General features: G+C 74.9%; 14 protein-coding genes. 8 read left to right on the forward strand and 6 right to left on the reverse strand.

The window, feature by feature from the left end; genetic code table 11:
• Positions 1–5 precede the first annotated feature (5 nt).
• Positions 6–548 carry a GNAT family N-acetyltransferase gene (locus VT52_RS30055; RefSeq protein WP_046425412.1) on the reverse strand — a complete coding sequence of 181 codons (543 nt, stop codon included), beginning with the start codon at positions 546–548 and terminating at the stop codon, positions 6–8.
• 72 nt (positions 549–620) lie between these two features.
• On the opposite strand from VT52_RS30055, the gene VT52_RS30060 reads away from it, so the two are divergent.
• Entirely contained in the window at positions 621–1,013 is a 393-nt protein-coding gene (locus VT52_RS30060) for a VOC family protein (protein ID WP_046425414.1), read from the forward strand.
• A gap of 69 nt (positions 1,014–1,082) precedes the next feature.
• On the opposite strand, the gene VT52_RS30065 is transcribed toward VT52_RS30060, so the two are convergent.
• Both VT52_RS30065 and VT52_RS30070 read right to left on the reverse strand, forming a co-directional pair.
• Complete coding sequence (locus tag VT52_RS30065; RefSeq protein WP_046425417.1) at positions 1,083–1,661, reverse strand: MarR family winged helix-turn-helix transcriptional regulator; 579 nt, start codon at positions 1,659–1,661, stop codon at positions 1,083–1,085.
• Entirely contained in the window at positions 1,658–3,322 is a 1,665-nt protein-coding gene (locus VT52_RS30070; RefSeq protein ID WP_046425420.1) for an FUSC family protein, read from the reverse strand. The genes VT52_RS30065 and VT52_RS30070 overlap by 4 nt, the downstream gene beginning before the upstream one ends.
• Before the next feature lie 201 nt (positions 3,323–3,523).
• On the opposite strand from VT52_RS30070, the gene VT52_RS30075 reads away from it, so the two are divergent.
• Positions 3,524–4,093 carry a DUF5134 domain-containing protein gene (locus tag VT52_RS30075; protein ID WP_046425423.1) on the forward strand — a complete coding sequence of 190 codons (570 nt, stop codon included), beginning with the start codon at positions 3,524–3,526 and terminating at the stop codon, positions 4,091–4,093.
• A 208-nt stretch (positions 4,094–4,301) separates the two neighbouring features.
• Here VT52_RS30075 and VT52_RS30080 read toward each other — a convergent pair whose 3' ends face one another.
• Positions 4,302–5,738: an FAD-dependent monooxygenase gene (locus tag VT52_RS30080; RefSeq protein ID WP_046425425.1), complete on the reverse strand. Its 1,437-nt coding sequence runs from the start codon at positions 5,736–5,738 to the stop codon at positions 4,302–4,304.
• Positions 5,739–5,853: 115 nt separating this feature from the next.
• Between VT52_RS30080 and VT52_RS30085 the strand changes: the two genes are divergently transcribed.
• From VT52_RS30085 to VT52_RS30100, 4 genes are all read left to right on the forward strand, one after another.
• Entirely contained in the window at positions 5,854–6,819 is a 966-nt protein-coding gene (locus VT52_RS30085) for an Lrp/AsnC family transcriptional regulator (protein WP_046425427.1), read from the forward strand.
• Positions 6,820–6,926: 107 nt separating this feature from the next.
• Positions 6,927–7,862 (forward strand): M56 family metallopeptidase, encoded by a 936-nt coding sequence (locus VT52_RS30090; RefSeq protein WP_046425429.1) that lies wholly within the window; start codon positions 6,927–6,929, stop codon positions 7,860–7,862.
• A gap of 46 nt (positions 7,863–7,908) precedes the next feature.
• Positions 7,909–8,619 carry an HAD family hydrolase gene (locus VT52_RS30095; RefSeq protein WP_046425430.1) on the forward strand — a complete coding sequence of 237 codons (711 nt, stop codon included), beginning with the start codon at positions 7,909–7,911 and terminating at the stop codon, positions 8,617–8,619.
• Between the two features lie 158 nt (positions 8,620–8,777).
• Positions 8,778–9,446: a TetR/AcrR family transcriptional regulator gene (locus VT52_RS30100; RefSeq protein ID WP_046425432.1), complete on the forward strand. Its 669-nt coding sequence runs from the start codon at positions 8,778–8,780 to the stop codon at positions 9,444–9,446.
• A gap of 18 nt (positions 9,447–9,464) precedes the next feature.
• Here VT52_RS30100 and VT52_RS30105 read toward each other — a convergent pair whose 3' ends face one another.
• Entirely contained in the window at positions 9,465–9,974 is a 510-nt protein-coding gene (locus tag VT52_RS30105; RefSeq protein ID WP_046425507.1) for a DUF6214 family protein, read from the reverse strand.
• Positions 9,975–10,169: 195 nt separating this feature from the next.
• On the opposite strand from VT52_RS30105, the gene VT52_RS30110 reads away from it, so the two are divergent.
• Entirely contained in the window at positions 10,170–11,510 is a 1,341-nt protein-coding gene (locus tag VT52_RS30110; RefSeq protein WP_046425434.1) for an FAD-dependent oxidoreductase, read from the forward strand.
• Between the two features lie 10 nt (positions 11,511–11,520).
• Here the strand turns inward: VT52_RS30110 and VT52_RS30115 are convergent, their stop codons facing one another.
• Positions 11,521–11,877 carry an ArsR/SmtB family transcription factor gene (locus VT52_RS30115; RefSeq protein WP_046425436.1) on the reverse strand — a complete coding sequence of 119 codons (357 nt, stop codon included), beginning with the start codon at positions 11,875–11,877 and terminating at the stop codon, positions 11,521–11,523.
• Between the two features lie 148 nt (positions 11,878–12,025).
• On the opposite strand from VT52_RS30115, the gene VT52_RS30120 reads away from it, so the two are divergent.
• Positions 12,026–13,105, forward strand: a complete 1,080-nt coding sequence (locus VT52_RS30120) for an NADH:flavin oxidoreductase/NADH oxidase (RefSeq protein ID WP_046425438.1) — start codon at positions 12,026–12,028, stop codon at positions 13,103–13,105.
• Position 13,106 lies beyond the last annotated feature (1 nt).

Raw genomic sequence — 13,106 nt, forward strand, 5'->3', positions numbered from 1 at the left:
GTGGGTCAGCCGAGCTTCTTGACCAGCAGCTCGAACTGGAGGTCGGCGCGCTGCGGGACACCGAAGCGCTCGTCGCCGTAGGGGAACGGGGACATCCGTCCGGTACGGCGGTAGCCGCGGCGCTCGTACCAGGCGATCAGGTCCTCCCGTACGGAGATCACGGTCATGTGCATCTCGCTGACGCCCCACGCCGCACGGGAGCGCCGCTCGGCCTCGGCGATGACGGTCTTGCCGAGGCCCTCCCCCTGGAGGGTGGGGCTGACCGCGAACATGCCGAAGTAGGCGTGGTCGCCGCGGTGTTCGAGCTGGCAGCAGGCGACGACGCGGCCGTCGCGCTCGACGGTGAGCAGCCGGCTGTCCGCCGACTCGATCACCTCCAGGACGCCCTCGGGATCGGTGCGCTGCCCCTCCAGGATGTCCGCCTCCGTGGTCCACCCGGCCCGGCTGGCGTCACCGCGGTACGCGGACTCGATCAGCGCGACCAGCGCGTCGACGTCGGCGTCGGTGGCGTCTCGGAAGGTGAGGCCGGGGGCGGCGGCGCTGTGCATGGGGGCGGTTCTCCGATCTCGGGCGCGGCTGAGCCTGGGACGAGGGTAACTGTGCCACTAGGCTGCGTGGGCATGGTGCATGTGCTCAGCAGCCGGACACTCCTGCGACCGACCGACCCCGAGCGCAGCCGCGCCTTCTACGGCGAACGGCTGGGCCTTCCCGTGTACCGCGAGTTCGGCACGGGCCCGGAACGGGGGACGGTCTACTTCCTCGGCGGCGGCTTCCTGGAGATCTCGGGACGCGCCTCGGCTCCGCCCTCGCCCGCCGTGGCGCTGTGGATGCAGGTGGAGGACGTGGCGGCGGCGTACCGGGAACTCCGGGCGAGGGACGTCGAGATCACCCGGCCGCCGGTGCGGGAGCCGTGGGGGCTGATCGAGATGTGGCTCGCGGATCCGGACGGCACACGGATCGTCCTGGTGGAGGTGCCGGCGGACCATCCGCTGCGGCACCGGCCCGGGATCTAGCGGGGCCCGCGGGCACTTTGCGCGCGGGCACGGCGTACGGCCCGTACCCCTTGCGGCACGGCCGGGGGCTCAGCCCCCGGCCCGCAGCGCGCCCATGGTGCCCTCCAGTCGGCCGAGCAGCTCCGCCAGCAGACCGGCAAGGTCGGCGCGCCCGCTCGGCGCCAGGACCGAGAGGACCGCGGTCTCGTAGGCGAGTTGCTCGGGCAGGACCCCGTCGACCAGCTCGCGCCCGGCGTCGGTGAGGCGGACGTGGGCCACCCTGCGGTCCCGGGTGTCACCGCGGCGTTCGACGAGTCCCCGCCCGGTCAGCTGCTTGATCCGCTTGGTCACGGCGGCCCCGGAGGAGAACGTCTCCCGGGCCAGCTCGCCCGGCGTCAGCTCGTGCCCGGTGCGGCGCAGCGCGCCGAGCAGGTCGAACTCGGGGCGGCTGAGCCCGGCCCGGCGCAGCGGCGCGTCCTCGGCCTGCTGGAGCAGCGCCGCGCACCTGTTGATCCGCCCGATGACCTCCATCGGGCCGGTGTCCAGCCCGGGATGGACGGCCCGCCACTGCCGTACGACCGCGGCGACCGTGTCGGCCGTGGACGCCTCGTGCCGCGCTGACGTGCCGCTCGCGTCCCCGGCTGCCGGTGTGCCGTTCGTCGCCGTCATGGCCGTATGTCCTCCGTCGTCGTACCCGGGTCGTGCTGACGCGGCGCGAGCCCCTGGCGTCGTACCGTCGCCGCGAGCGTACGGTGTCCGGACTGTTCGGCGAGCACGACCCGGTCCGCGGGCGAGGCGCGTTGCCACCATTCGCCGGCCGCGGCGTCGGCCGTGGCGCGCAGGTCCACCAGGGCGGTGGCGAGCCCGCGGCGGGCCCCGTCCAGGGCGCGGGGCTCCGGATGCGCCTCGGCGAGCAGCCGGGCGGCCCGCTCACGGGCGCGTTCCGCCTCGGTCAGCGCGTGCTCCAGCCGGTCGCCGGCGCGCCGGTTGGTGACGGCGACGGCCGCGACGAAGCCGATCAGTGCCCCGACGAGGGTGTCGACGACCCGGTCGGTCATCAGGTCGGTGGGGTCCTGCCGACGGGCGAACTCGGTGACGAGCAGGGCCATCGGGGTGACACAGATGCTGCCGAGCCAGTAGTTGCGGCCCATCAGCGCCTCCGCGCCGAAGTTCAGGGCGGCGCAGCACAGCACCAGGGCCACCGCGTCGACATGGGCGAGCGGGGCGAGCACGGCGAAGGCGAGGACGCCGAGGACGTTGCCGACGACGCGCTGGACGCCCCGGCGCCAGGTGAGGGTGAGGTTGGCCTGGTAGAGGGAGGCCGCGGTGACCAGGGCCCAGTAGGGGCGGCCGACGCCGAGGGCGAGGGAGGCGTACCCGGCGAGGGCACAGCCGACGGCGGTGCGGACGGCGATGGGGAGGAGCGGCGCGAGGCGGTGGCGCAGCGGGGGGCGCGGGAGGGCCGACACGGTGTCCAGGCCGAGGAGTTCGTCGGCGTCCTCGCCCGGGATGTCGAGGCTCGGGGCGCGGCGCGGGCCGCGCAGCTCACGGGCCCAGGCGCGCAGCCGCGCCGGGTCTGTGTCGGCCGGGGCGGCGAGGGCGGCCTCGGCGCGGACGAGGAGGCGTTCCAGGGCGCGCCGGGTGGTGCCGGGGCCGCCGCCGGCGGCGAGCAGCGACTGCCAGGCGGCGTGGATGGCGGCGGCACTCGCGGCGCGGGCGGAAGCGTGTCCCTCGCCGGTGCCGCGGGTGTCCGCGTAGGCGGCGGTGGCGCTCAGGGCCCCCGCGGTGGCCCGGGGCTCGGGGCCGTGCGGGCGGACCAGTCCGGGCGCCATGCCGACCAGCCAGGACCAGGCGCCGGCCGCGAGGGCGAGTCCGAGGTGGCCCGGTACCTCGCCGAGGGTCCCCGGCACGAACAGGGAGGCGGAGCTGATGAAGGTGAAGACCACATTGGCCGGCGGCCCGATCCGGGTGGCGTCGCACACGGCCTTCTGGACCGCGGCGAGCACGGCACCGACGGTCACGAGGATCACGGCGTCGGAGGTGAGTGAGGCCGTGACCAGGGCGACCGCGAGCCCGGCGACCATGCCGAGCACCGCCCGGCCGAGGGTCCGCGCCCGCGCCGCGTAGGGCCGGTTGTGGCCGTAGAGGGCGCACAGCGAACCGGCCATCGTGTACATGGCGAGGTCGAGGCGGCCGAGCGCCAGCAGGATCAGGTTGGGCGGGGTGACGGCGGCGACCGCGCTCAGGGCGGGCTTGAACCAGATGTCCGAGGGGCGGCCGAGGCGAAGTGTCCCGGCGAGGGGAAGTCGGTGGCGGGTCGCGCTGCTCATTCATTGAATTTAGCATGTGTTTTATCTGTAAAACACATGGTGGGCGATCGCCCCTGCCGCATCCTCGCGCCGGGTGCCCGTCCCCCGCGCCCACCGTCGTGCCCCCACTCGGCGCTCCCGTGCACCCCTCTGCGCCCGCATGCGCCCCACCCCCGCTGGGCATCGCATCCCTCGACCGACCGTCGAGCGGGGGAGGTACCCGTGCACGGACCCGTGTCGGCCGCCTGGTTGCTGGTCGCGCTCTGCGCGGCGACCGGGGCCTACTGCCTGCTGCGGATGGGCAGCGCCGTCGAGGAACAGCGCCGGTCCGCCGGCGGGGAGGCCCTGATGGGCTTCGGGATGGCCGCGATGGCGGTGCCCGCGGCGGCGTTCACCCCGCCCTGGTGGGCCTGGCCGGCGTACGCGGCCTTCTTCGGCCTCGCCGCGCTGCGCGCGCTGTGGGCCGCGCGCGGCGACCGGCACCATCTGCACCACCTGGTGGGCACGGGGGCGATGGCCTACATGGCGGCCGCGATGGCCGCGGCCCCGCCCGCCGCCCACTCCATGGAGGGCATGTCCATGGAGGGCATGCACGGCGGCACCGGGGTCCCCGCGGTGACCGGCGTGCTGCTCCTGTACTTCACGGGCTACGTACTGCTGTCCGGCGCCCGTCTGGTCCCGGCCGTCGACGGCCCGCCGCCGCCCGCCCGCTGGGGCGACCGCCCGGAACTGGCCCTCGCCTGCCGGCTGTCGATGGCGATCGGGATGGTCGCCATGCTCCTGACGATGTGAGTCCCGGGCGGGCCGTCCGCCCGCGTCCTCGGCGCCGACCCGCGCCGCGGCCGGCTCGCGGCCCGCGAGCCGGCGAACGCGGCGCCGAAGGCCGTGCGGAGCGTCGTCGGGACGGGCCTCCGGTCCGCGCGGACCGGCGCCGTCCCGCCGCCCGCACCGGCGTGGCGTCAGGGCGCCGCCCCGGCGCTGCCCGGGGCGGCCGTCCCGCTCAGCGGGGCTCGCCGAACCAGTGCCGGAGCGCCGGCTCCGGATCGCCCTCGCCCGCCCAGCAGACGTAGCCGTCCGGCCGGACGAGGACCGGCTCGGTGCCGGCGCCCTTGCCCGCCCGGTCCACCCGGTCCGACCAGGGACCGGCGGCCTCGGCGAACCTGTCGGCCGGGTCCAGCAGGACGCCGCGCCCGGATCGCAGCAGTTCGTGCACCCGGGCCGGGCCGAGGTCCAGGTCCGGTGCGGGCAGGCCGACGAGCGGATGGGATCCGGAACCCGGCATCGGATACCGGACGGCCGTCCCGGACATCAGATCGCCGAGCTGGTGCTGCACGTCGGGGAGCCGGGCCAGGGCCGTGAAGATCTCCCGGGCGGCCAGCACCTCCGGATCGCGGGTGCCGGCCCAGTCCATCAGCAGGCTCTGCGCCCGGACGTTGCGCAGTACGGCGGCCCCGGCCGGATGCCGTTCCGCGTGGTACGTGTCGAGCAGACCCTCGGGCGCCCAGCCGCGCACCGCGGCGCCGAGCTTCCAGCCGAGGTTGAACGCGTCCTGCATCCCGGTGTTCATCCCCTGCGCGCCGAGCGGGAGATGGACGTGGGCGGCGTCGCCCGCCAGGAACACCCGCCCGTGCCGGTACCGCTCGACCTGCCGCGAGGCGTTGGTGACCCGGCGGGCGTAGCGCAGTTCGAGCAGGTGCACCCGCGTTCCGAACACGGCGCTCAGGCCCTCGCGGATCTCGTCCTCGGTGACCGGGACCTCCCTCGGCAGCGACCGGTCCGGCCCGCCGAGGACCAGCCGGCGCAGCTGCCTGCCCTGCGGATCGGTGCCGAGCGGGAACAGCGCGGCCCAGTGCCCGTCCTCGCTCCAGGTGTGCGAGGTGGACGGATCGGCACCGCCGAGCCGCACGTCGGCGGCGATGATCGTCAGCGTACCGGGCTCGCCGGGGAAACCGGCCCGCAGCAGCGACCGTACGGTGCTGTGGGCTCCGTCAGCCGCGACGAGGTAGCGGGAGCGCAGGGCGGCGCCGTCGGCGAAGGCCGCGGTGACCCCGTCGTCGTCCTGGGCGAGGCCGACCAGTTCACGGCCCCTGCGGGCGTGCAGACCGCGGGCGGCGAGCTGCCGCTCGAAGAAACCCTCGATCACCACCTGCGGCACGGAACGCCAGGGCAGACAGTGCCGTTCGGACTGGAGCGGCAGCGGGATTCCGGCGAAGTGGCCGGTGGTGACGGGGTGTTCCCCGGTGGCCAGCAGCGGCTCCAGCAGCCCTCGCTGGTCGAGCACCTCCAGTGTGCGGGACTGCACGCCGCCCGCCTTGGACAGGTCGCTGCGCCGCGCGAGCTTGTCGACCAGCACGGTCGAAACCCCCGCCAGCAGCAGTTCGTTGGCCAGCGTCATGCCGGTCGGACCGGCGCCGACGACGATCACATCGGTGTCCACGGACTCTCCTTCGTCTGTGTCGATCGGGACAGGGGCAACGCTCCGCCCGCCGGGCCACCGGGACCAGGAACCGGCCCGATCGCGCCGGTATCCGACAAGGTCTAACCTCGACTCGGTGGAATCCGACTACGACGAGCTGGACCGTCGGCTCGTACACGCCCTGCAGATCGACGGCCGCGCCCCGTTCAGCACCATCGCCGAGGCTCTCGGCGTCTCGGACCGCACCGTCGCCCGCCGCTACGCCCGGTTGCGGTCGGCCGGGGTGGTACGGGTGCTCGGTGGCGTCGATCCCATCGCGCTGGGCGCCGTCCTCTGGTTCCTGCGGGTGCGCTGCGCGCCCGCCGCGTCCCTCCCGGTCGCCGAGGCGCTGGCCGGGCGCCCCGACACGTCCTGGGTGAGCCTCAACTCCGGTGGCACCGAGATCACTTGCGTGGTCCGGACCGAGAGCGAGACGGACAGCGAGGCGCTGCTGCTCGCCAAACTCCCCCGCACCCCGCGCGTGGAGGGCGTGACCGCGCACTGCGTGCTGCACGCCTTCTACGGCGGCCCGGACAACCTGGTCGGAAAGCTCGGGTGGCTGGACGCGGAGGCGGTCGAGCGACTGCGTCCGCCGACGGTGCCGCACCGGCCAGGACCGGTACGGCTCGACAGCGGTGACCGCAGGCTCCTCGCCCTGCTCGCCACCGACGGCCGGACCGGGTTCGAGCAGCTGGCCGCGGCGACCGGCTGGTCGCCGACGACGGTGCGGCGCCGGATGACGGAACTGCGCGAACACGGCGTGCTCTATCTGGACCTCGACGTCGACTGGCGCCTGTTCGGCGGGAACATCCGCACCCTGCTCTGGCTCTCGGTCGCCCCCGCACACCTGGAGGAGGCCGGTCTGTCGCTGGCCGGACACCCGGAGGTCGCGTTCGCCGCGGCCACGACCGGCCCGACCAATCTGTACGCGAGCGTGGTGTGCGCGAACCAGCGGGAGCTGTACCGGTACCTGACCACCCGGGTCGCCGCGCTCCCGGCCGTCGCCCACCTGGAGACGGCGCCGGCGATCAGGACCGTCAAGCAGGCGGCGAACCGGGCGTAGCGCCGGCGCCGCGGTACGACCGTACGGGCGTCCGGGCGCGTTGCCTGCGTCACTTCGGGGTGACGGACCGTACCGCCGGGCGGCCCGGCGCTCATAGGGTGCTGCCCATGATGGTCCCGGTGGCCCTTTTACTGCTCGGCGCCCTCACCGCCGCCCTCGGTCCGCGGCTGCTCGCCCGCGCCGGCTGGCCGGACCGGGAACCGGTCGTCGCCCTGTGGGCGTGGCAGTGCGTCGTGGCGGGCGTACTGCTGTGCTGCGCGCTGTCGATGACGCTGAGCGCCGCCGCGGCCTGGGCGCCGGTGCGCGGGCGGGTGTTCGGGCGGGCGCCGCGCGCGGTCGTGGACGCCTACGCCCTCGGCACCGCGAACCCCTGGGCGGCCGCCACCGCCGTGCTGCTGGCCTGCGCGGGGCTGTGGAGCGCGGCCATGCTGGTGCGGGAGGTCGCGCGATCCGGCGCGCGACGGCGGGCGCGGCGGGCCGAACTCCTCCTGCGCGCACCGCTGTTGCCTGGTGAGGAGCCGGGAGGGGGGCGGCTCGTGGTGCTGGAGGACAGTCGCTCCGACGCCTGGTGGCTGGCCGGTGCGACACCCCGACTGGTCGTCACCACGGCCGCGTTGCGGCGCCTGGAGGAGCGCCAGCTGGACGCGCTGCTCGCCCATGAGAGGGGGCACGCGCGGGCGCGGCACGACTGGCTGCTGCACTGCTCGGCCGCGCTCGCGGAGGGGTTCCCCCAGGTGCCGGTGTTCGCCGCGTTCCGGGACGAGATGCACCGGCTGGTGGAGCTGGCCGCGGACGACACGGCCGCACGGCGCTTCGGCCGGCTGACCACCGCGCTCGCGCTGGTCGAACTCAACGAGGAGCGGGGCGTGTTCGGGCCCAGCCCGACTCCCGAGGCGCATCTGCCGCAGCGGGTGGACCGGCTGCTCACGCCGGCCGGTCGGCTCCCCGCCCTGCACCGGCTGCGGCTCACGGCGGCCGCCGCGCTGGTGCCGGCGCTCCCGGTGCTGCTGACCCTGGTACCGGGACTGCGGGCACTGGGCTGAGCGCGACCCGGCTCCTGCGCCCATCGCTCCGGATAGAGTCCGGCCCATGACCGCCGTGCTGTTCGACTTCTCCGGGACGCTGTTCCGCGTCGAGTCCACCGAGTCCTGGCTGCGTGCGACGCTGGACGAGACCGGACGGGACCTTCCCGAGCATGAACTGAGAGAAGCGGCTCGGGCGTTGGAGGCGGCCGGCGCGCTGCCGGGCGGGGTGGCGCCGGTGCGGGTACCCGAGGAGCTGGCCGGGCTGTGGGCGCGCCGGGACGAGAGCGCGGAACTGCACCGGGCGGCGTTCACGGGCATGTCCCGGCTGGTTCCGCTGCCCGATCCGGCTCTGCACGACGCGCTCTACGCGCGGCACATGTCCCCCGCAGCCTGGACCCCCTACCCGGACGCCCCGGAGGTGCTGCGCGCCCTGCGCGAGCGCGGTGTCGGCGTGGCGGTGGTCAGCAACATCGGCTGGGATCCGCGTCCGGTCTTCCGCGCGCACGGCCTCGACCCGTTCGTGGACGCCTATGTGCTGTCGTACGAGCACGGGGTGCAGAAGCCCGACGCCCGGCTGTTCTCGGTCGCCTGCGCGGCGCTCGGCGCCGATCCCCGGTGGACGCTGATGGTCGGCGACAGCAGGGAGGCGGACGGGGGCGCGGCGGCGCTCGGCTGCCGGGTGCACTTCGTGGACCATCTGCCGGCCGCCGACCGTCCCGACGCGTTGCTGCCGGTTCTCGACCTGGTCCCGCGCCTCGCCCCGGACCTGGCCTGACGTTCCCCGGAACCGGTACCCCGGTGTCCGGCGAACGCGCACCGTCCGCCGAGGTGATCCCCCGCGTCACCCCGGCAGACGGCAGCTCGGACCGGACCCATGGGTTCCGGATGCGTTGAGTATAGTTGGCTGGCAGCCAGTCAACGCAGGAGTCCAGCATGTCCCCGCGCAGCGCCTCGGTCAATGAAGAGTTGCGAAGGCGTTCCCGGGAGCGGCTGCTCCAGGCCGCCGTGGAGTTGGTGGACGAGCGGGGCTTCGAGGCCACCACGCTCGGCGACATCGCGGACCGCGCCGGTTCCGCCCGCGGTCTGGTGTCGTACTACTTCCCGGGCAAGCGCCAGCTGGTGCAGTCCGCCGTGCACCGGCTGATGCACCGCACGCTGGAGGAGGCGCTGGAGCGGGAGCCGCGCAGCGAGGACGGCCGGGAGCGGCTGGCCCGCGCCGTCGACGCGATCCTCGGGCTGGCCCGCGACCGGCCGGTGCTGATGCGCCAGCACATGGCGGGACTGCTCCACGCCGAGGGTTTCGTGGAGTGCCCGGAGCAGCGGCGGCTGTCGGAGCTGCTCGGCGACACCGTGGCCCGGTACGGCTCCGCGGACGTGACGGCCGACTATCCGATGCTGCGGGCCCAGCTGATGGGAGCGGTGTACGCGGTCCTGGTCCCGGGCGTGCCCATGCCCGTCCCCGCGCTGCGCGCCGAGCTGTTCCGGCGCTACGGGCTCGACTGGGAGCTGGGGGTGCCGCCGGAGCGGGACTCCGGACGCGAGGCCGTGGAACGCGATCTGTCGCGGTTCTTCGCGACCGGGGAGCGCCCGGAGGGGTCGTAGCGGACGCGGGAGGACCGTCTATCGGCGGGCGTGCCTGGGTGTGAGCAGGCCCGCGTCCCTGGCCTGGGCGATCAGGCCGAGCGTGCGCCGGCGGCCGTGGCCGGTCGCCCGCATCACGGCGAGCACCGGGTCGGCGCCCGCCTCCTGAGCCGCGCGGTACTCCCGGGCGAGCAGCCGCCGGCCCTCGGCCCCGCGCGGCCAGGTCGGGCGGGCCCGCCGCCGGGTCGCGCGGGGGGCACCGGGGCCGGGACCGTCGTGGTGCGCCGCCGGGCCCGGCGCACGGCCCGCGGCCCGCTCCCCCGTCCAGAACGCCTCCAGGAGCGGCTCCTCGATCCAGTCGGCGAGGACGGTGAGGTCGTCCAGGGAGAGGGCGGGGCGGGCCCGGATCTCCTCGACGCAGACGCTGCCCCCGTCGCTCACGACGGCCAGGGCGTCCACCCCGGCGCCGTCCGGGAAGTCCAGCCGGACGTGCAGCCAGGACAGGGTGCCGCCGTGCTCGCGCACCTCCCACGCGGGCCACACGGACAGCGCGCCGTCCTCCGCGTTCCGCTCGGAAAGATCAAGAAAGGATGCTTCGAGCACCTGGGCAACGTATCGGCGCACGCGCCCTCCATACGGTGGGACACGCGCCCACGTCACCCCGGCGGGCTCTGCCCCAGGGGGCCCGTCGGTGGGACCCTTGAGACGTCCGCGCACTCTCCTTTCGCCGTCAGGAGCACCGCCGTGCTGCGAGTCGCCGTCGTAGGATCCGGGCCGAGCGGGTGCTACACCGCCCAGCAGCTCGTCCAGCGGGACCCCGAGGTGCGTGTGGACGTGCTGGACCGGCTGCCCTGCCCGTACGGACTGGTCCGGTACGGCGTCGCCCCGGACCACGAGAAGATCAAGTCGCTCCAGGACGGCCTGCGTACGGTGCTGGAGCACGAGCGGGTGCGGTTCCTCGGCGGGGTGCGGGTGGGCGGGCCCGGCGGGGTGCCGGTGAAGGTGCTCCGCGGGCTGTACGACGCGGTGGTGTACTGCGTGGGCGCCGCGACCGACCGCCACCTCCGCATTCCGGGCGAGGAGCTGCCGGGCTGCTGGTCGGCGACCGAGTTCGTGGCCTGGTACAGCGCCCACCCGGACGCGGCCGACGCGGGTTTCCTGCGGGACGTGCGCTCGGCGGTGGTGATCGGCGCGGGCAACGTGGCGGTGGACGTCACCCGGATGCTGATGCGCGGCGCGGCCGAGCTGTGGCCGACGGACATGCCGCAGGGGGCACTGGACACCCTGGCGCGGAGCGGGGTCCGCGAGGTGCGGATGGTGGCGCGGCGCGGTCCCGCGCAGGCCCGCTTCACCACCAAGGAACTGCGGGAGCTGGGCACCCTGCCCGGCACCCGGGTCGTGGTGCCGCAGGAGGACCTGGCGCTCGACCCGGTCGACACCGAGACGCTGCCGGCGGCGCGGCGGCGCAATCTGGACGTGCTGCGCGGCTGGGCGGAGCGGCCCCCGGCGGTGGCCGGCCGGCAGATCCGGCTGCGCTTCTTCCTGCGCCCGGTGGAGCTGCTGGCGGACGGCGGCCGGGTGGGCGCGGTCCGCTTCGAGCGCACGGCGCCGGACGGACGGGGCGGGGTGACGGGCACCGGGCGGTACGAGAAGGTGCCGGCGCAGCTGGTGCTGCGCTCGGTGGGCTATCGCGGGGTGCCGCTGGAGGGGCTGCCGTTCGACGAGCCGAGCGGCACGGTCCCGCACTCGGCGGGGCGGGTGGTGCGCGACGGCGTGGTCTCGCCCGGGGAGTACGTCGCCGGGTGGATCAAGCGGGGTCCGTCGGGCGTGATCGGCAGCAACCGGCCCTGCGCCAAGGAGACGGTGGCCTCGCTGCTCGCGGACGCCGCCGGGCCGGCCCGCTCGGACATGCGCGCTGACGCGGTCCCCGCGCTGCTGGCGGCGGGGGCCGAGCCGGTGCCCTGGGGCGGCTGGCTGGCGATCGAGCGGGCGGAGGCCGAGCTGGGCGCGCGCCTCGGCCGGGGCGTGGTCAAGCTCGCCGACTGGGACACCCTGCTGGCGGTGGCGCGGTCGCCGCAGCCCTGAGGCCGCGCCCTCAGGTGTCCTCGCCGAGTCGGGCGTGCTGGCCCCTGGCGGCGGCGAGCAGGGCGTCGAGCAGGCCCGGGAAGAGGTCGTCCAGGTCGTCCCGGCGCAGGCCGCTCATCTTGGCCGTGCCCCGGTAGCACTGCCGGATGACGCCGCTCTCGCGCAGCACCCGGAAGTGGTGCGTGGTGGTGGACTTGGTGACCGGCAGGTCGAAGCGCGAGCAGGACAACTCGTCGGCCGCGGTGGAGAGTTCACGGACGATGCGCAGCCGCACCGGGTCGGACAGCGCGTGCAGCACGGTCTCCAGTCGGATCTCCGCCCGATCGGGGTGCGGCAGCACCCGGCCGGGGGCGGCGGTCTCGGTCACGGCGGCCCACCTTCGTCGCTGGATTCGGGAAGCTCTACGCGCCTCGCATTGTACGGCAATGTACGAGAGTCATCGTAGTTTGACACTCCTCGTACTACGAGGTCTATCGTACGAGCAGATCTGCGGTCCGTGACGAATGGAGTCTGTCGTGAGCGTGCTGTTCGAGCCCGTCACCCTGCGTGGAGTGACCATCCCCAACCGGGTGTGGATGCCGCCGATGTGCCAGTACTCGGCCGAGCCCGAGGGGCCGCTCACCGGCGCCCCGCACGACTGGCACCTCGCCCACTACGGGGCGCGGGCCACCGGCGGTACCGGCCTGATCGTGGTGGAGGCCACCGCGGTCTCCCCGGAGGGCCGGATCTCCCCCTACGACCTCGGCCTGTGGAACGACACCCAGGTGGAGGCGTTCCGCCGGATCACCCGCTTCCTCTCCGCCCAGGGCACGGTGCCGGGCGTCCAGCTCGCGCACAGCGGCCGCAAGGCCTCGACCGAGCGGCCCTGGAAGGGTGGCGCGCCCGTCGGTCCGGAGGGGCACGGCTGGCAGCCCCTCGCCCCGAGCCCGCTGCCCTTCGCCGAGGGCCACCCGGTGCCGACCGAGCTGACGGTCGATCAGATCAAGGACATGGTCGAGCAGTTCGGGCGGGCCGCGCGCCGGGCCCTGGAGGCGGGCTTCGAGGTCGTGGAGATCCACGGCGCCCACGGCTACCTGGTCCACGAGTTCCTCTCCCCGCACTCCAACCACCGCACCGACGCCTACGGCGGCTCGTACGAGAACCGCGTCCGCTTCGCGCTGGAGGTCGTGGACGCCGTACGGGCGGTGTGGCCCGAGGACAAGCCGCTGTTCTTCCGTGTCTCGGCCACGGACTGGCTGGAGGAGGGCGGCTGGACCGCGGACGACACGGTCCGTCTCGCCCGCGACCTGCGCGACCATGGCGTCGACCTCCTCGACGTCTCCACCGGCGGCAACGCCGTCGGCGTCGACATCCCGGTCGGGCCCGGCTACCAGGTTCCGTTCGCCGCCCGGGTGAAGGCCGAGACCGGCCTTCCGGTCGCGGCGGTCGGCCTGATCACCGAGGCCGAGCAGGCGCAGAAGATCGTGGCGAACGGCGAGGCCGACGCCGTCCTGCTCGGCCGCGAGCTGCTGCGCGACCCCTCCTGGGCCCGGCACACCGCGCGGGAGCTGGGCGGCGACGTGCGGGTGCCGGAGCAGTACCTGCGCTCGGTGTGAG

It is taken from the genome of Streptomyces malaysiense, from assembly GCF_000980885.2.
GTDB classification, from domain to species: Bacteria; Actinomycetota; Actinomycetes; order Streptomycetales; family Streptomycetaceae; genus Streptomyces; species Streptomyces malaysiense.